Genomic DNA, 17,372 nt, shown 5'->3' on the forward strand with positions numbered 1-17,372 from the left:
GCACGGGCCGTGGCCGTCCGTTAGCCCGCCCCGGGCGGCGGCGAGTTGAGCGAACCGGGGCCGAGGGCGTCCGGCCGGGTCTAGCCTCGGGCCAGAGGGGGTGGCCGTAGCCGCCTCCCCGGTCGGGTCCGCCGGGCGCGCCCGGGTCGGCCCGCCGCCGATGACCGCGCCGGAGGAAGCCGTGACGACCGCATACCCGCCACCCCCACCGCCGCCGGCCAGGGGCCGGGACCGCACCACGCTCTGGGGCGTGCTGGGCATCGTGCTGGGGCTGATCTGTTGCGGCATTCTCGGCATCATCTTCGGCTACCTGTCGATCCGCGACGCCCGGCGCTACGGCCAGTCGCCGATTCTCGGTTACCTCGCCATCGCCTTCGGCGTGATCAACATCATCGGCAGCGCGATTCTACGGTCGACCGGCAACTACCCGTTCTGGAACAACGACTGAGCTGGGGCGCTCCCGCCCGGGTGGTACGCCGCAGGGGCCGACCGGTTCAACCGGTCGGCCCCTGCGATGCTGTCTGCCGGCTCAGTTGCCGGACATGATCTCCCGCATGAGCTTGGCGGTCTCGGTCGGCGTCTTGCCGACCTTGACTCCGACCGCCTCCAGCGCCGCCTGCTTCGCCTCGGCGGTGCCGGCCGAGCCGGAGATGATCGCCCCGGCGTGACCCATGGTCTTGCCGGGAGGCGCGGTGAAGCCGGCGATGTAGCCGACCACCGGCTTGGTGACGTTGGCCTTGATGAACTCGGCGGCCCGCTCCTCGGCGTCGCCGCCGATCTCGCCGATCATCACGATGGCGTCGGTCTCCGGGTCGGCCTCGAACGCCGCCAGGGCGTCGATGTGGGTGGTCCCGATGATCGGGTCACCGCCGATGCCGACGCATGTGGAGAAGCCGATGTCACGCAGCTCGTACATCATCTGGTAGGTCAGCGTGCCGCTCTTGCTGACCAGGCCGATCCGGCCGGAGCCGGTGATGTCGGCCGGGATGATGCCGGCGTTGGACGCGCCCGGCGAGGTGATGCCGGGGCAGTTCGGCCCGATGATCCGGGTCTGCTCGCCCTTCGACACGTTGTACGCCCAGAACGAGGCGGTGTCGTGCACCGGCACGCCCTCGGTGATCACCACGGCCAGGCCGATCGCGGCGTCGATCGCCTCGACCACTGCGGCCTTGGTGAACTGCGGCGGCACGAAGATGACAGTGACGTCGGCCCCGGTCTCGGCCATGGCGTCCGCCACGGACGCGAAGACCGGCAGCTCGGTGCCGTCGAAGTCGACCTTCTGGCCCGCCTTACGCGGGTTGACGCCGCCCACCACGTTGGTGCCGGCGGCGAGCATCCGCCGGGTGTGCTTGGAGCCCTCGGAGCCGGTCATCCCCTGAACGATGACCTTCGAGTCCTTGGTCAGCCAGATAGCCATGATCAGACCCCCGCAGCTGCCAGCTCGGCGGCCCGCTCGGCCGCGCCGTCCATGGTGTCGACCCGCTGGATCAGCGGGTTGTTCGCGCCGTCGAGAATCGCCCGACCAGCCTCGGCGTTGTTGCCGTCGAGGCGGACGACGAGCGGCTTGGTGGCCTTCTCGCCCCGCTGCTCCAGCAGCGCCAGCGCCTGCACGATGCCGTTGGCGACCGCGTCGCAGGCGGTGATGCCGCCGAAGACGTTGACGAAGACGCTCTTCACCGACGGGTCGGAGAGCACGATCTCCAGGCCGTTCGCCATCACCTCGGCGCTCGCGCCGCCGCCGATGTCGAGGAAGTTGGCCGGCTTGACGTTGCCGTGCCGCTCACCTGCGTACGCGACCACGTCGAGGGTCGACATGACCAGACCCGCGCCGTTGCCGATGATGCCGACCTCGCCGTCGAGCTTGACGTAGTTGAGGTCCTTGGCCTTGGCGGCCTGCTCCAGCGGGTCCACGGCGGCCTGGTCGACCAGGGCCTCGTGGTCCGGGTGCCGGAACGCCGCGTTCTCGTCCAGGCTGATCTTGGCGTCGAGCAGCAGCAGCCGCCCGTCGCCGTTCTTCGCGAGGGGGTTGACCTCGACAAGCGTGGCGTCCTCGGCGACGAACGCCTGCCACAGCCCGACGGCCACCTCGACGACCTGGTCGGCGACCTCGGCCGGGAAGCCGGCAGCGGTCACGATCTCGCGAGCCTTGGCCTCGTCCACACCCTTGACGGCGTCGATCGGGGCCTTCACGACCTTGTCGGGGGTCTCGGCCGCGACCTGCTCGATGTCCATGCCGCCGGCGACGCTGGCGATGCAGAGGAAGGTGCGGTTCGCCCGGTCGAGCAGGTACGAGAAGTAGTACTCGTCGGCCACGTCCGCGGTCACGGTGATCATGACCTTGTGGACGGTGTGGCCCTTGATGTCCATGCCGAGGATGTCGGTGGCCCTGGCCACCGCCTCATCCGGGCCCTCGGCGAGCTTGACGCCACCGGCCTTGCCTCGGCCGCCGACCTTTACCTGTGCCTTGACGACCACACGACCGCCGAGGCGTTCGGCGATCGCGCGGGCCTCCTCCGGGGTAGTGGCGACGCCGCCGGCCAGCACGGGCAAGCCGTGCCGTTCGAACAGGTCCCGCCCCTGGTACTCGTACAGGTCCACGTTTGCGCGTCCCGTCCCGTCTCCGCGGCGCGCCGTCGCGCCGCCACCAGCGTTCGAAAACAGTTTGACGCCTGTCATCAGTTCAAACAGGCCATTGGCCGCAGCCTAGCGATGTGGGCACCACCGGCAACCGAGCGGGTGCACGGTGTGCGGTAATGCACAACCGGACACCTGACGTGGTGGTTCCGGCCGTGGCGCAGCCGACGTCAATCGTCCGGGCGATGTTGGAACGGGTGCGTAACCCGGCCGTGGGGGCGTCGTTGAGTCAGGTGTCGGAGCGCTGAACAGCGCGATGACGGGAGACGGCCGATGCCCTGTCGGTCGAGGGGTGGCGGCGGGGCATCGTGCATAGAGGGGCCGGACGTGTGAGGGGTGCGTCCGGCCCCTCCCCCGTGCCCAAATCCGGCTCGACCCGCCCGGTGGCCCCGCTGCGCTTGTCAGCCGACCGGCTGCGCGACGTTCTGCCGGACCCACTCGACGATCGCCTGAGTGGTGGCGCCGGGCGTGAAGATCTTGGCGACGCCCAGCTTCTCCAACTCGGGGATGTCACCGTTCGGGATGATGCCGCCACCGAAAACGACGATGTCGCGGGCGTCCCGCTCACCAAGTAGTTCCAGCACCCGCCGGAAGAGCGTCATGTGCGCGCCGGAGAGTACGGAGAGGCCGACCGCGTCGGCGTCCTCCTGGATGGCGATCTCCACGATCTGCTCGGGCGTCTGGTGCAGGCCGGTGTAGACGACCTCCATCCCGGCGTCCCGCAGGGCGCGCGCCACGACCTTGGCGCCCCGGTCGTGGCCGTCCAGCCCTGGTTTGGCGACGACGACCCGAATACGAGAGCTCATCAGCGCACCCTTTCACCGGCTTCACGGCCTTCACCTGAACGAACGGTAACCCGCCCGACCGGGGCCGGGAAATCCGGGCCGGAAACCGCCCGACATCCGGGCGCCTCCGGGCCCGACAGGTGCCGGCCGGGCAGTGCTCGGTGGGCTGCGGCGTCAAGTCGGACGACTCAGCCGGTCCGGTCACGCTCGGCGACGAACGGGCAGTTACGGGGGCACCGTCTGACGCCACGATGCGTGACAATCACGGACGCAAACGGACAGATCGACACGCCAATTCCGCGCTCTGGCTTGTGACTCGCCTGGGGGTTGGCTAACGTGTCCACGGTTGTCATCAGGTCCATGGACGGGTGACGACGCGGTTGGCAGACGTTCATCGGAGCTTCACGGACGTCCACCAGCCGCCTCGGAACCCCGACAACGGAGGGTGTGCGTGCGCCAGCGCCTGTCGTCTGAGCCCGATCGATATCGCGGTCGTCGCCGCGTGCCCACCCCCCCGCGTAGCCGTTACGCGGCCGTCGTCACCACCGCCTTCGTCGGTGCCGGCCTCGTCGCGCTCGGCGCGAGCGCCCTGCCCGACGCCAAGGACGTCAGCCCGTCGGTGCTCGACGAGCTCAAGCAGGCGTCGGTCACCAGCCAGGACGCGACGGAGCGTGCGGACAACGCCGAACGCGCCTCCCGGGACAGCCGCGGCAAGGAAGCGGCCGAGCCCGAGGTCTGGATGCTGCCGCTGCAGGGCTACGACTTCAACTCCCCGTACGGGATGCGTTGGGGCAAGCTGCACACAGGCGTCGACCTGGTCGTCCCGGAGGGCACGCCGTACGTGGCGATCCACGACGGGCTCGTCAGCAAGGCCGGCTGGTTCGGCGGCTACGGCTACGCGGTGATCGTCCAGCACGCCGACGGCAGCGAGGCCATCTACGGCCACTCCTCCGCGCTCAGCGTCAAGGAGGGGCAGCAGGTCAAGGCGGGCGACCAGCTCGGCCTGGTGGGTCAGACCGGCCACGCCTACGGCACCCACCTGCACCTTGAGCTGCATGTCAAGGGCCAGCCCATCGACCCGGTGCCCTACCTGCAGAAGCGCGGAGTGGACATCAAGCTGCAAGTCGAGGCAATCTACAGCGAGGTAGCCGCGTCCTGACGCTGCGTATCGATCGTTAGCCGCCCGGATCTGTCGATCCGGGCGGTTTTTCGTTGTGGGTCGGCTGCGGATGTCTGCCGAATCACAGCACCGACTGTGACCGACGACACCACTCCACATGATCACCTTTCCGGACGGAGCGCATCACAACAGCTCATACCCGGGCAGGTGACGCCCGACCCCTTGCGCGGCCGTCCGGTCCCGATGCCCCGTCCAGCTCGGCCCGACACCACTATTTCGAGGTCAAGTGCCCCCTCGACTGTGAAGGTCCGCCGTGCAAGAAGACAGCCCCGTCCAGAACGAGAACACCCCCGACACCACCACCGAGCAGCCGCGGCGCACCCGCCGGCGAAACCGCACAATCGTGCTCGGCGCGGCCGCCCTGGTAGCCCTCGGCCTGGGCGGCGTCGCCGTCGCCACCACCGGCGGTGACCGCCCGGCGCCCACCGCCGTCTCGCTCGACGCGCAGGCGCGGGCCGAGGCCGACAGCCGGGCCGACCGCTCCACCCGCGAGTCGACAGCGCCGGACTCCCCGTCGGCCACGCCCAGCGCGAGCCCTACCGTCAGCCCGTCGGCCTCCGCCAGCCCGACGCCGACGAAGACGGCCACCACCAAGCCGAAGCCGGTGGCGAAGAAGACCACGAAGCCCACGCCCGCCTGGGTCAACCCGATGCCGGGCGCGTCGATCACCTCCTGCTTCGGGCAGCGCTGGGGCACCCTGCACGCCGGCATCGACCTGGCGCTGCCCTCCGGCACGCCCATCCACGCGGCAGCCGCCGGCACCGTCACCCAGGCCGGCGACGCCTCCGACGGGTACGGCAACTCCGTCTTCATCGACCACGGCAACGGCTACCTGACCCACTACGCCCACCAGAGCCGGATCGCGGTCACCGTCGGCCAGAAGGTCAAGGCCGGCCAGGTCATCGGCTACGAGGGCAGCACGGGCGACTCCACAGGCCCGCACCTGCACTTCGAGGTGCACCAGGGCATGTGGAACCAGATCGACCCCGCGCCGTTCATGCGGGCGCGCGGCGTCGACCTGGGCTGCTGAGCCCGGAGCGCCTGGCGATCGATCGGATGAGTGGCCTCCCGCGCTGGGGGGCCACTCATCCGCGCTGGCTCTAGAGCTTGTCGACGGGGGCGTGCCGCAGCACCAGCCACATGGTCTGGTCACCGAAGTCGATCTGCGCGCGAGCGCCCGGGCCGTGCCCCTCGACGGCGAGCACCCGCCCCAGCCCGTACCGCTGGTGGTTGACCCGATCGCCGGCGGACACCTTCGGCCCCTGCGGCAACTCGCTGGCCGTGGTGAGGCGACTGCCGTCCACGCCGAGCCGCTGGGCCAACTGCGCCGCCTTCGGGGTCCCCCCGGTGAAGGTCCCGCGCCCGCCGGGTGCGCGGTCCGCGCGCCCACCGACGCCGCCGCCCCCGCCGGCCCACGAGGTGTACGAGCCCTCGGTGCGCTCCCAGCGCACCAACTCCGGTGGCAGCTCCTCCAGGAACCGCGACGGCGGGTTGTAGGACGGCTGCCCCCAGGCCGAACGGGTCACCGCCCGGGAGAGGTAGAGCCGCTGCCGGGCGCGGGTGATGCCGACGTACGCCAGCCGGCGCTCCTCCTCCAGCTCGCGGGTGTCGCCAAGCGACCGCAGGTGCGGGAAGACCCCGTCCTCCATGCCGGTGAGGAACACCACCGGGAACTCCAGGCCCTTTGCGGTGTGCAACGTCATCAGCGTGACCACGCCCTGGTGGTCGGGGTCGTCGGAGGGGATCTGGTCGGCGTCGGCGACAAGCGCGACCTGCTCCAGGAAGCCGGCAAGGGTGGCCCGCTCCCCGTCGGCGCCCAGCGCCTCGATCCGCTCGGTGTATTCCCGGGCGACGCTTACCAGCTCCTGGAGGTTGTCGACCCGACCGGCGTCCTGCGGGTCCAGGCTCTCCTCCAGCTCGGTGAGGTAGCCCGAGCGGGTCAGCAACGCCTCCAGCACCTCCTCCGGGGTGCCGGTCTCGGCCAGCTCACGGGCACCGTCGAGCAGCGCCACGAAGTCGGCGATGCCGTTGGCCGCCCGGGTGGAGATGCCGGGCGCCTCGCGGGCCCTACGCAGCGCCGCCCCGAAGGAGATCCGGTCGCGGCCGGACAGCGCCTCGACGCACGCCTCCGCGCGGTCACCGATGCCCCGGCGGGGGGTGTTCAGCACCCGCCGCAGGCTCACCGTGTCGTCGTCGTTTACCACCGAACGCAGGTACGCCAGCGCGTCGCGAACCTCCTTGCGCTCGTAGAAGCGCACCCCGCCGACCACCTTGTAGGGCAGACCGGCCCGGATGAACACCTCCTCGAAGACGCGGGACTGCGCGTTGGTGCGGTAGAACACCGCGACGTCGCCGGGGCGGGTCTCGTCGGCGTCGACCAGACGGTCGATCTCCCGGCCCACCCAGTCCGCCTCGGCGTGCTCGGTGTCGGCCACGTAGCCGACGATCCGCTCGCCGTCGCCGGCCTCGCTCCACAGCCGCTTGGGCTTGCGGGAGGTGTTCCGGTCGATCACCGCGTTGGCGGCGTTGAGGATGGTCTGGGTGGAGCGGTAGTTCTGCTCCAGCAGGATCGTCCGCGCGTCGGTGAAGTCCCGCTCGAACTCCAGGATGTTGCGGATCGTCGCGCCCCGGAACGCGTAGATCGACTGGTCGGCGTCACCGACCACGCACAGCTCGGCCGGCGCCAGCCCGTCGGTGCCGGACACCAACTCCTTGATCAGCGTGTACTGGGCGTGGTTGGTGTCCTGGTATTCGTCGACGAGCACGTGCCGGAACCGTCGCCGGTAGCTCTCTGCGACGTGCGGGTGGGACTGGAGCAGGTGCACCGTCGTCATGATCAGGTCGTCGAAGTCGAGCGCGTGCGCCTCGCGCAGCCGACGCTGATAGAGCGTGTACGCCTCGGCGAGCGCCCGCTCGTTGGGCCCGCTGGCCCGCGCGGCGAACTGCTCCGGGTCGACAAGCTCGTTCTTGAGGTTGGAGACCTGGGCGGCCAGCCCGCGTGCCGGGTAGCGCTTCGGGTCGAGATCCAGCTCCCGGGTGACCATCTGCATCAGCCGGCGGGAGTCGTCGGCGTCGTAGATGGAGAAGGTCGACTTGAGGCCGGCGTGCTCGTGCTCGGCGCGCAGGATGCGGACACACGCGGAGTGGAACGTCGACACCCACATCAGCCGAGCGCGCGGGCCGACCAGGGCGGCGACCCGCTCCTTCATCTCGCCGGCTGCCTTGTTGGTGAAGGTGATGGCGATGATCTCCCCGGGATGCACGTCCCGTTCGGCGAGCAGGTAGGCGATCCGGTGCGTGAGCACCCGGGTCTTGCCGGACCCGGCGCCGGCCACGATCAACAGCGGCGAGCCGGCGTGACTGACCGCGTCGCGCTGCGGCCCGTTCAAACCGGCGAGCAGTTCGCGCGGATCGAGGCGGGCGGAGGCCGACGCGGGACGGTGCGGACGGGCCGGCGCGGACTCCGGCGCGGGCGGGGACGCGGGAATGTCGAAGAGAGGATGCATCGCGCGACAAGTCTATGCCGGCAGCCAGACACTTCCCGAGCGCGCCGTCCGGCGGGAAAGGGGTCCCGTGCCGACGCCTCCGGCGTGGCAGGGGTCGCCATTTGGGGCGGAATCCTTGCGCACCCGCCGTCGACGTGGGCATACTCGACGGCGTGATCACTGCGCGCTACTACTTTTACTACGGCACCGGGAGTCCGGCTGCCGTAGGTCGCGCCTGATCGATCAGACCTGCGAAAAGCCCCGGGCTCCTGGAGCCCGGGGCTTTTCTGTCCCGGGTTGTGGGCACCGGGCACCACAGCGCGAGAGGTACCCGATGATGACAGACGTGGTGGAGCAGAGCGGCGGCCCGACCCGGCCCGAGCCGGACCAGCCCTCGTTGAACGGGGGCACGCCGATCGCGGTGCCCCCGGTCGAGACCGGCGACCCGGCCGAGGCACAGACCGGCACCGTGGAGCCGACCGCCTCCGCGCGGATCGTGCAGATCAGGGAACGCATCGACGAGATCGACAACGCGTTGATCTCGCTCTGGCAGGAGCGGGCTGCGCTGTCGCAGGAGGTCGGGGTCACCCGGATGGCCTCCGGCGGGACGCGCCTGGTGCTCTCCCGTGAGCGGGAGATCCTGGAGCGCTTCCGGACGGCGCTCGGCGCCGACGGCACCCAACTGGCACTGCTGCTGCTGCGTGCGGGTCGCGGCCCGCTCTGAACCACCCCGGCAGGGCCGCCGGGCATCGGTGGTCCCCCGGGCCCCGGTTGGGCGTCCGGCGTCGCACCGGCCCGCTCAGGGCACCGGACAGACGAAACCGCCTGCCGTCGTCGTGGTGACGTCGGCAGGCGGTTCCGGTGACTCACGCCTCGTGGGTGGCGACGATCTCGCGCTTCTCCGCGAAGTGGCAGGCGCTCGGGTGGTCCGAGCTCGGTCGGACCTCCAGCAGCGGGACCTGCTGGGCGCAGACATCCTGCGCCTTCCAGCAGCGGGTCCGGAACCGGCAGCCCGAGGGCGGGCTGACCGGCGACGGAACGTCACCCGTGAGTCGGATGATCGTCTTGTTGTTCCGCTGCGTCGGGTCCGGCACCGGCACCGCCGAGAGCAGCGCCTGGGTGTACGGGTGGGTCGGCCGCTCGTAGATCTCGTCCTCGGTGCCGATCTCGACGATCTTGCCGAGGTACATGACCGCGACGCGGTCCGACAGGTGGCGGACCACCGACAGGTCGTGCGCGATGAAGACGTACGACAGCCCGAACTCGCCCTGCAACTTCTCCAGCAGGTTCATCACCTGGGCCTGGATGGAGACGTCGAGCGCGGACACCGGCTCGTCGCAGACGATCACCTCGGGGCGCAGCGCGAGCGCACGGGCGATGCCGATGCGCTGACGCTGACCGCCGGAGAACTGGTGCGGGTACCTGTTGATGTGCTCCGGGTTGAGGCCGACCAGGTCGAGCAGTTCCCGGACCTTGCCCCGACGGCTGCCCTTCGGCGCCACCTCCGGGTGGATCTCGAACGGCTCACCGATCAGGTCGCCGACCGTCATCCGCGGGTTCAGCGAGGTGTACGGGTCCTGCATGACCAGCTGGATCTGCCGACGGAGACGCCGCAGCGCCCCACCGGACAGCTTGGAGATGTCCTGGCCCTTGTAGGAGACACTGCCCGCCGTCGGCTTCTCCAGGTTCATCAGCACCCGGGCAAGGGTCGACTTGCCGCAGCCGGACTCGCCGACCACACCGAGCGTCTCACCGGCGCGCAGACCGAACGAGACTCCGTCGACCGCCTTGACCTGACCGATGGTCTTCTTGAACACCACACCCCGCGTGACGGGGTAGTGCTTGACCAGGTCACGGACCTCGATGATGTTCTCAGACACGGTTCACCAGCTCCTCGGCGAAGTGGCAGGCGCTGGCCCGGGCGGTGCCCACCTGAAGCAGGGGCGGGACCTTCTCCCGGCACACCGGCTGAGCCATGGGGCAGCGCGGGTTGAACGGGCAGCCCGGCGGGATGTTCATCAGGTTCGGCGGGAGACCCTTGATCGTCCGGAGCTGCTGCCCCTTCTCGTCCAGGCGCGGGATCGAGTCGATCAAACCCATCGTGTACGGGTGCGCCGGCTTGGCGTACAGGTCGTACACGTCGGCTTCCTCGACGATCCGGCCCGCGTACATGACCGCGATCCGGTCCGCGACGTCGGCGACCACGCCGAGGTCGTGGGTGATCAGGATCATGCCCATCTGCCGCTCACGCTGCAGTTCGGCGAGCAGGTCCATGATCTGGGCCTGCACTGTCACGTCGAGCGCGGTGGTCGGCTCGTCCGCGATCAGCACCTCCGGGTCGAGCGCCAGCGACATTGCGATCATCGCGCGCTGCCGCATACCGCCCGAGAACTGGTGCGGGTAGTTGTTGAACCGACCCTTGGCGTTCGGGATCTTGACCTGGTCGAGCATGTCGATCGCGCGCTTCTTGGCCTCCGCGCGACCCATGCCACGCCGGACCCGGAACTGCTCGGCGATCTGGAACCCGACGGTGAAGACGGGGTTCAGCGCGGAGAGCGCGTCCTGGAAGATCATCGCGATGCCCTCGCCGCGGATGCGGCGGCGCTCCTCGGCGGACATGGCGAGCATGTCCTTGCCGTGGAAGCGGACCTGTCCACCTGTGACGAAGCCGGGCGGGGTGTCGAGGATGCCCATGATGGTCTGCGCCGTGACGCTCTTACCGGAGCCGGACTCGCCCAACACGGCGAGGGTCTCCCCCGCGTTGACGTGGTACGTGACCCCGTTGATGACCTTTGCGACGCCGTCCCGGGTACGGAACTCCACCCGCAGGTCGTCGACCTCGAGCAGCCGACCGGAGGGACGTCCGGACCCGCCGGATCCCGGCGCGGACTGCTCGGACACGAGAATGTCGGACAACTGGATCTCCCCTAGCGGAGTTTCGGATCGAGGGCCTCGCGGACCGCCTCACCGAGCATCACGAAGCTCAGAACTGCGGTGACGAGGAACGCGGCGGGGAAGAACACGAGCCCCGGCGCGACCCGGAGGAAATCCTTCCCGTCGCTGATCATGATGCCCCAGGACACCACTGGCGACTTCAGGCCGACGCCCAGGAACGACAGGGTTGCCTCGGCGCCGATGAACGAGCCGACCATGATCGTGCCGTAGACCAGAAGCGGGGCCAGGCAGTTCGGCAGCAGGTGCTTGATGATGATCCGACCGGTGCCGGCACCCAGGGCGCGGGCCGCGACGATGTAGTCGGCCTCCTTGGTGGCGAGCACCGAGGAACGCATCAGGCGCATCACGACCGGCCAGCTCAGCACGATCAGGGAGATGGTCACCAGGCCAGTGATCTCGAACTTGGTGTTGCTGGTGCCCGAGCCGTTGAACGTGGTGAGGATGACGATCGCACCGAGCACGAAGGGAAGCCCGAAGAAGACGTCGGCGATCCGGCTCAGCAGCGCGTCCACCCAACCACCGCGGTAGCCGGCGATGACGCCCATGGTCCCACCGACGAGCAGGGTGCCGATGACAGCGAGCACGGCGACCTGGATGGAGGCACTCGCGCCGTAGATGACGCGCGCGTAGACGTCCCGGCCCTGGAGGTCGTAACCGAACCAGGCATCACCGGACGCCTTCTCGAGGCTGCGGGACAGCGATCCGTTCACCGCTTCGCCCGGTGCGAACAGCGCCGGGAAGACCGCCATCAGCAGGAAGATCACGATCAGCGTGGCCGAAATCCAGAACAGGGGCTTGCGCCGAAGGTCGCGCCAGGCGTCACCGAGCAGGCCGCGCGGCTTCTCGTTGCTCTGCGGCTGCCCCGCGGGGTCGACGGAGTCGGTCGGCTGAGCGGCAGGGGTGCTGACGATCGATGCGGTACTCGGGTCACTCATAACGGATCCTCGGGTCCAGGGCGGCGTAGATCAGGTCAACCAGCAGGTTCATCACGAGATAGACCAGCACCAGGACGACCACGATGCCCACTACGGTGGCACTCTCCTTGGTCACGATCGCGCGGTACACCGCGCGGCCGATCCCGTTGATGCCGAAGATTCCCTCGGTGACGATCGCACCGCCCATCAGGGCACCGAGGTCGGTGCCGAGCAGGGTGACCACCGGGATGAGCGAGTTGCGCAGCAGGTGCACACCCACCACACGACGCATCGGCAGGCCCTTGGCGATGGCGGTCCGCACGTAGTCGGCACGGCGGTTCTCCGCGATGCTCGTTCGAGCCAACCGAGCGATGTACGCCACGGACGCACTACCGAGCACGAAGCCCGGGACGATCAGTTCGGAGAGCCGCATCTCGGAGGAGACGGTCGGCTTGACGATGCCCCACTGCACGCCCAGCAGCCACTGCAGCACGAAGCCGACGACGAACACCGGCAGCGCGATCAGGAAGAGGGTCGAGACGAGGACGAGGTTGTCGAGGAAACCGTTACGCCGCAGACCGGTCAGCACGCCGGCGCCCAGGCCGATCACGGCCTCGATGGCGAGCGCGACAAGGGCCAGCTTGAGGGTGTTCGGGTACGACGTGAGGATGATGTCGCTGATCTCGCGCTGCGAGAAGGTCTGACCGAAATCGCCCTGCAGCAGGTTCTTCATGTAGCTGCCGTACTGGACGAAGACGTTCTGGTCCAGGTTGTACTTCTCGGTCATGAAGGCGATGTACTGATCCGGGCAGCGGCGCTCACCGCACTTGCCGGCGAACGGGTCGCCCGGAACGGCCCAGACGAGCCAGTAGATCAGGAACGTCGTCCCGATGAAGACGGGCACGAGTTGGAGCAGCCGCCTCAACAGATAACGGCCCATGGGGTGGTCCTCCAGACAGGGGTCGCGTCGGACGACCGACACGTGGTGACAACGTGGCGAGTGCGATGCGGTGACATCCACTCGCGGAACGGCCCCGGGCCGGGCTCACCGGATGTGGCGAGCCCGACCCGGGGTCAAACCGTTCGGATCAGAGCTCGACCGAGGTGATGTCGAGTTCGCCGACGTTGTTCAGCTCGAGCTTCTTGATCTTCTCCGAGTGGCCGGACTGCTGGCCGTAGAAGTAGATCGGGATGCTCGGGACGTCCTTGTCGACCAGCTCGACGGCCTTGGCGAACGCCTCGTGGGAGGCCTCCAGGCTCGGCGCGCCGCTGGCCTGCTTGGCAAGGGCGTCGACCTCCTTGTTGCTGTAGAGGCCGTCGTTCGAGGAACCACCGGTGATGAAGAGCGGGTTGACCCAGTTCTCCACGTCCGGGTAGTCCTGCTGCCAGGCGGCACGGTACAGACCGGTCATCTTGTGGGCGTTGATGTTCTGGCGGAAGACCGCGAAGGTCGGCACGCCCTCAGCCCGAGCCTCGATGTTGAGGTTGGTCTTGACCTGCTGCGCAACGGCGTCCATCCAGTCCTTGTGGCTGGAGTCGGCGTTGTAGTAGAAGACCATCTCGCCCTGGAAGCCACCGGCCTCGGCCAGCAGCTGCTTCGCCGTGGTCGGGTCGAACTTGCAGGCGGTGCAGTTACCCGGCTTGGCGCCCGGGGTCAGCGGGTTGGCCCAGCTGTCGGCCGGCTTGCGGGTACCGAAGAAGATCTTGTCCGAGATCTCCTGCCGGTTGATCGACAGCGAGACGGCGCGACGCAGCTTCGGGTCCTGGAAGCGCTTGTCGTAGACCGGGAACGCGATGAACGCGGTCGACGGCGTGACGGTCGAGATGCCCCGGTCGCCGAGGTCGGCCTTCCACTTGTCGCCGGCGAGCGCCGAGGTGGGGACAACCTCCATGAAGTCGAGGTTGTTCGCCAGCAGGTCCGCGTAGGCCGCCGTCTCGTCCTGGTACAGCTTGACGTCGACGTCCTTGATCTTCATCTTGTCGCGCAGGTTGTAGTCGTCGAAGCGCGTCAGCTTGATGAGGACGTTGTCGTCCCACGACACGAACTTCACCGGGCCGTTACCGATCGGCTTCTTGCCGAACTCTTCGGGCTTCATGGTGAAGAAGGCGTCCGGCAGCGGCATGAAGGCGCTGTAGCCGAGCTTGGTCGGGAAGACCGCGGTCGGGGCCGCCAGGGTGACCTCGAAGGTCTGGTCGTCGACGACCTTCAGGCCGGACATCTCCTTGGCCGTCGGCTCCGGGGCCTTCTGCGGGCCGTCCGGGCCGTCCGGGTCCGAGGTGTAGGTCTTGTCGAAGCCGTCGATGTCCGAGAAGAAGGTGCCGTTCTGCGCACCGTTCGGGGAGTAGGCGGCCCAGTTCCAGGCGTCGACGAAGTTCTTCGCCTTCACCTCGGTACCGTCGTGGAACTTGGTACCCTTCTTGATCTTGATCGTGAAGACCTTGGAGTCCTTGGTGTCGATGGACTCGGCCAGCGCGTTGCGCGGGGCCCCACCGTCGTTCGGGTACTCGACCAGGCCGGTCCACAGCCAGTCGATGACCTTGCCACCGCCGGTCTCCGTGGTGTTGGACGGGACCAGCGGGTTCTCCGGCTGGACGCCGTGGATGACGATCGAGCCGTCCTTGCTGGTGGCGGCGTCGCCGTCACCATCACTGCTCGAGCAACCACTCGCGACAAGCGCGGCAGCCGCGCTGAGCGCAATCGCGCTCGTCGCCCGCTTCGAGACTCTCATTCCGAGGGGCCTCCTCTTTCTAACCTGTTCCGTCGTGGGTTTCACGCACGTTTGGGGGTGACACGGTCCGACAACCCCGGGGCAGGGGTCGCCGAGACCACAGGGAAGTTGGGACACCCCTGATGTTCCGATCCGCCGGGCTCCCCACCCAGCAAGGCACGACCCTACGCAGGCGTCGCAGCCACGAACCGCCGGGAAAACAGTCGGAGGCCGTGGTCGCGGGCCGTACGGAGTGCCACACACTGCGGGTGAGGTGCTGCCACTGTGACACCTACCGGCCGCTTCCGTGAAGGTGCCGTTATCAAGCCGTTAGTTGCCTGCCGCGTTGCCGATACTTGAAAAATGATCATAAAGCCGACGGCTCGAACGCCTCTGACCAGGAGAAACGCGGTCCAGACGGACACCGGCTGACGGCGTCGTCCCGGGTTATGTGAGCTTCCCGGCGTCCGCTTCGGTGCTGCCCGACGGCCGTCACGCGCACGCCGCCCTTGCCCATCCGGATGATGTCGATTACGGCTGCACGGGGACCATCGCCGGCTGGGTGGATGAGGGCGCCGAGGTCAGCTATCTGATCATCAACAGCGGCGACGGCTTCGGCGGCAGCACGTCGACCCCGACGCGCGGGGCCGCGCCGGGGCATCGCCGGGTAAGGAACAGATCACACCAGCCGACGGTCCGCCGCCCAGCGGGAAAGCTCGTAGCGGTTGGACATCTGGAGCTTGCGCAACACGTTCGACACGTGCGTCTCCACCGTCTTGATGGAGATGAACAGCTCCTTGGCGATCTCCTTGTACGCGTACCCCCGGGCGAGCAGCCGCAGCACTTCCCGCTCCCGGTTGGTGAGCTGGTCCAGCTCCGGATCGGCCACCGGGGCGTCCGGCCGGGCGGCGAAGGCGTCCAGCACGAACCCGGCGAGCCGTGGGCTGAACACCGCGTCACCGTCGGCGACCCGGCGGATCGCCGCGGCCAGCTCGTCCGGGGAGATGGTCTTGGTGACATACCCCCGGGCGCCGGCACGGATCAGCCCGATCACGTCCTCCGCCGCGTCGGAGACGCTGAGCGCCAGGAACTTGACCTGCGGGTGGCTACGCCGCATCGCCTCCAGCACCGCGCGACCGCCGCCGTCGGGCATGTGCACGTCGAGCAGCACCACGTCCGGCCCGGTCGCGGCGATCCGGGTGACCGCCTCGGCCACCGTGCTCGCCTCCCCCACCACCTCGACGTGCGCGCCCAGCTCGGCGCGTACCCCTGCCCGGAACATGGCGTGATCGTCCACGAGGAACACCCGCAGCCGCTCGGGGCGGGCGTTCGCCGGGTCCAGGTGCTCCGTCGGCTGCTCGGACATGGTCATTTGTTCCTCTCCGCTGCGGACGAGTCCCGGGTGATCGGCAGGATCAACCGGACCTCGGTCCCCTCCCCCGGACCGGACCGGATCTCGGCCCGTCCGCCGTGCCGCTTCATCCGCCCGATGATCGAGCCGCGTACGCCGTGCCGGTGGTCCTCCACGGTATCGGGGTCGAAACCCGCTCCCCGGTCCCGGACGAAGACGCTTACCTGATCGGGCTCCACCTCGGCGTAGAGCGACACGGTCTGCACACCGGCGTGCCGGGCGGCGTTCACAAGGGCCTCCCGCGCCGCGGCGACAAGCGCGCCGACCCGCTCATCGGTCTCCCGGTCCCCGACCACCACCGTCTCCACAGTGATGGCGAAGGTGTCCTCGACCTCGGCGGCAGCCTGCTCCAGGGCTGCGGCGAAGCGCTCGTTCGGCGACGCGGTGGGCTTGTAGAGCCAGTTACGCAAAGAGCGTTCCTGGCCGCGGGCCAGTCGCTGCACCATCTTGACGTCGGCGGCGTTGCGCTGGATGAGGGCCAGCGTGTGCAGGACCTGGTCGTGCACCATCGCGGCCAGCTCGGCACGCTCCTGCTCACGGATGCGACCCTCCCGCTCCGAGCGGAGCTGGTTGAACGTCCGCCACAGCACCGGCGCGGCGACCACGCCGACCCCGGCCAGCCCCACCAGGGCGAAGATCACGCCGTTGATCACCGCGTCGAAGTTCTGCGCCGGCGAGTAGACGGCCACGACGCCGATGATGCCGACCGCGACCAGCACCCCGCCGCCGATGAACCGGAGCACGAAGGCCCGCCTGTCGCTCTCCTCGACGACCGCGCCGAGCCAGGGCACCGGCATCGTGTCGCGCCACTGCCGCCGCCGCTCCGGCGCGGACTGGTGCCAGATGACCCCCGCGCCGACCGCGATGATGGCCACCAGCCAGCCGGCGGTGCCTGCCGCTCCGACCGAGTCGAAGACCATCACCTGGATCAGCAGGACACCCAACCCGATCCCGACGAACGGCAGGAGCTGGGCCACGTCGCGCCGGGGCGGCACGCCGGCGTCACCGGGCCGCAGCGGCACCACCGCCCAGAACGCCGCGTAGAGCAGCAGACCGAGCCCACTCAGGCCGAGCAGCACCATGAACGCGACACGTACCCGCAGCACCGAGATGCCGAGGTGGTCGGCGATGCCGGCGGCGACACCGGCGGCCATCCGACGCTCGGGGGCGCGGTAGAGGCGCGGGGGCGGGGTCACGATGCTGATCGGAGGCTCCCTGGTCGCGGTGGTGGTGGGTGGGCGAGGTCGGTGTGTCCGATCGTCACACGCTGCGGCGTCCGCGACCACGGGGAGGCCCCCGA

At 69.1% G+C, this 17,372-nt stretch carries 15 protein-coding genes and 1 pseudogene; 5 read left to right on the plus strand and 11 right to left on the minus strand.

The genetic code is table 11. The features are described from left to right. Positions 1 to 181: 181 nt before the first annotated feature. Positions 182 to 448, plus strand: a complete 267-nt coding sequence (locus ACFY2Q_RS16145) for a DUF4190 domain-containing protein (RefSeq protein ID WP_387130819.1) — start codon at positions 182 to 184, stop codon at positions 446 to 448. 81 nt (positions 449 to 529) lie between these two features. Here the strand turns inward: ACFY2Q_RS16145 and sucD are convergent, their stop codons facing one another. From sucD to ACFY2Q_RS16160, 3 genes are all read right to left on the minus strand, one after another. Continuing rightward, positions 530 to 1,417: a succinate--CoA ligase subunit alpha gene (gene sucD, locus ACFY2Q_RS16150; RefSeq protein WP_387130821.1), complete on the minus strand. Its 888-nt coding sequence runs from the start codon at positions 1,415 to 1,417 to the stop codon at positions 530 to 532. Positions 1,418 to 1,419: 2 nt separating this feature from the next. Then, positions 1,420 to 2,598 (minus strand): ADP-forming succinate--CoA ligase subunit beta, encoded by a 1,179-nt coding sequence (gene sucC, locus ACFY2Q_RS16155; protein ID WP_387130823.1) that lies wholly within the window; start codon positions 2,596 to 2,598, stop codon positions 1,420 to 1,422. Positions 2,599 to 3,035: 437 nt separating this feature from the next. After that, positions 3,036 to 3,440, minus strand: coding sequence for a cobalamin B12-binding domain-containing protein (locus ACFY2Q_RS16160; RefSeq protein ID WP_387130825.1), 405 nt, complete (start codon positions 3,438 to 3,440; stop codon positions 3,036 to 3,038). Between the two features lie 430 nt (positions 3,441 to 3,870). Here ACFY2Q_RS16160 and ACFY2Q_RS16165 point away from each other — a divergent pair, with 430 nt between their 5' ends. Next, complete coding sequence (locus tag ACFY2Q_RS16165) at positions 3,871 to 4,578, plus strand: M23 family metallopeptidase (protein ID WP_387130827.1); 708 nt, start codon at positions 3,871 to 3,873, stop codon at positions 4,576 to 4,578. Positions 4,579 to 4,852: 274 nt separating this feature from the next. Further along, on the plus strand, positions 4,853 to 5,629 hold the full coding sequence (locus ACFY2Q_RS16170) for a M23 family metallopeptidase (RefSeq protein WP_387130829.1): 777 nt from the start codon (positions 4,853 to 4,855) through the stop codon (positions 5,627 to 5,629). Positions 5,630 to 5,699: 70 nt separating this feature from the next. Here ACFY2Q_RS16170 and pcrA read toward each other — a convergent pair whose 3' ends face one another. Then, complete coding sequence (gene pcrA / locus ACFY2Q_RS16175; protein WP_387130831.1) at positions 5,700 to 8,105, minus strand: DNA helicase PcrA; 2,406 nt, start codon at positions 8,103 to 8,105, stop codon at positions 5,700 to 5,702. 313 nt (positions 8,106 to 8,418) lie between these two features. Between pcrA and ACFY2Q_RS16180 the strand changes: the two genes are divergently transcribed. Then, positions 8,419 to 8,808 (plus strand): chorismate mutase, encoded by a 390-nt coding sequence (locus tag ACFY2Q_RS16180; RefSeq protein ID WP_387130833.1) that lies wholly within the window; start codon positions 8,419 to 8,421, stop codon positions 8,806 to 8,808. Between the two features lie 142 nt (positions 8,809 to 8,950). Here the strand turns inward: ACFY2Q_RS16180 and ACFY2Q_RS16185 are convergent, their stop codons facing one another. The 5 genes from ACFY2Q_RS16185 to ACFY2Q_RS16205 all read right to left on the minus strand — a co-directional run bounded on the left by ACFY2Q_RS16185 (position 8,951) and on the right by ACFY2Q_RS16205 (position 14,682). Next, a complete protein-coding gene (locus ACFY2Q_RS16185) occupies positions 8,951 to 9,964 on the minus strand; it encodes an ABC transporter ATP-binding protein (protein WP_387130835.1) in 1,014 nt (337 codons plus the stop codon). Further along, complete coding sequence (locus tag ACFY2Q_RS16190; protein ID WP_387130948.1) at positions 9,957 to 10,985, minus strand: ABC transporter ATP-binding protein; 1,029 nt, start codon at positions 10,983 to 10,985, stop codon at positions 9,957 to 9,959. The genes ACFY2Q_RS16185 and ACFY2Q_RS16190 overlap by 8 nt, the downstream gene beginning before the upstream one ends. A 26-nt stretch (positions 10,986 to 11,011) precedes the next feature. Continuing rightward, a complete protein-coding gene (locus tag ACFY2Q_RS16195) occupies positions 11,012 to 11,974 on the minus strand; it encodes an ABC transporter permease (protein ID WP_387130837.1) in 963 nt (320 codons plus the stop codon). Then, positions 11,967 to 12,893, minus strand: a complete 927-nt coding sequence (locus ACFY2Q_RS16200; protein WP_357007106.1) for an ABC transporter permease — start codon at positions 12,891 to 12,893, stop codon at positions 11,967 to 11,969. The genes ACFY2Q_RS16195 and ACFY2Q_RS16200 overlap by 8 nt, the downstream gene beginning before the upstream one ends. Before the next feature lie 148 nt (positions 12,894 to 13,041). Next, entirely contained in the window at positions 13,042 to 14,682 is a 1,641-nt protein-coding gene (locus tag ACFY2Q_RS16205; RefSeq protein WP_387130841.1) for an ABC transporter substrate-binding protein, read from the minus strand. Positions 14,683 to 15,136: 454 nt separating this feature from the next. Between ACFY2Q_RS16205 and ACFY2Q_RS16210 the strand changes: the two are divergent. Further along, positions 15,137 to 15,304, plus strand: a pseudogene (locus ACFY2Q_RS16210) (PIG-L family deacetylase); the annotation flags it as partial. Positions 15,305 to 15,340: 36 nt separating this feature from the next. Here ACFY2Q_RS16210 and ACFY2Q_RS16215 read toward each other — a convergent pair. Together ACFY2Q_RS16215 and ACFY2Q_RS16220 are read right to left on the minus strand one after the other, a co-directional pair. Beyond that, positions 15,341 to 16,027, minus strand: coding sequence for a response regulator (locus ACFY2Q_RS16215; protein WP_387130843.1), 687 nt, complete (start codon positions 16,025 to 16,027; stop codon positions 15,341 to 15,343). 2 nt (positions 16,028 to 16,029) lie between these two features. Next, positions 16,030 to 17,268: a PspC domain-containing protein gene (locus ACFY2Q_RS16220; protein WP_387130845.1), complete on the minus strand. Its 1,239-nt coding sequence runs from the start codon at positions 17,266 to 17,268 to the stop codon at positions 16,030 to 16,032. Positions 17,269 to 17,372 lie beyond the last annotated feature (104 nt).

Origin of the sequence: Micromonospora sp. NPDC000316 (assembly GCF_042898885.1) — a bacterium.
GTDB lineage: Bacteria > Actinomycetota > Actinomycetes > Mycobacteriales > Micromonosporaceae > Micromonospora.

Coding starts and splice junctions, on each gene's coding strand:
- sucD (WP_387130821.1), bottom strand. CDS start 1,417: ATGGCTATCTGGCTGACCAAGGACTCGAAGGTCATCGTTCAGGGGATG.
- ACFY2Q_RS16160 (WP_387130825.1), bottom strand. CDS start 3,440: ATGAGCTCTCGTATTCGGGTCGTCGTCGCCAAACCAGGGCTGGACGGC.
- pcrA (WP_387130831.1), bottom strand. CDS start 8,105: ATGCATCCTCTCTTCGACATTCCCGCGTCCCCGCCCGCGCCGGAGTCC.
- ACFY2Q_RS16180 (WP_387130833.1), top strand. CDS start 8,419: ATGATGACAGACGTGGTGGAGCAGAGCGGCGGCCCGACCCGGCCCGAG.
- ACFY2Q_RS16195 (WP_387130837.1), bottom strand. CDS start 11,974: ATGAGTGACCCGAGTACCGCATCGATCGTCAGCACCCCTGCCGCTCAG.
- ACFY2Q_RS16200 (WP_357007106.1), bottom strand. CDS start 12,893: ATGGGCCGTTATCTGTTGAGGCGGCTGCTCCAACTCGTGCCCGTCTTC.
- ACFY2Q_RS16205 (WP_387130841.1), bottom strand. CDS start 14,682: ATGAGAGTCTCGAAGCGGGCGACGAGCGCGATTGCGCTCAGCGCGGCT.
- ACFY2Q_RS16215 (WP_387130843.1), bottom strand. CDS start 16,027: ATGTCCGAGCAGCCGACGGAGCACCTGGACCCGGCGAACGCCCGCCCC.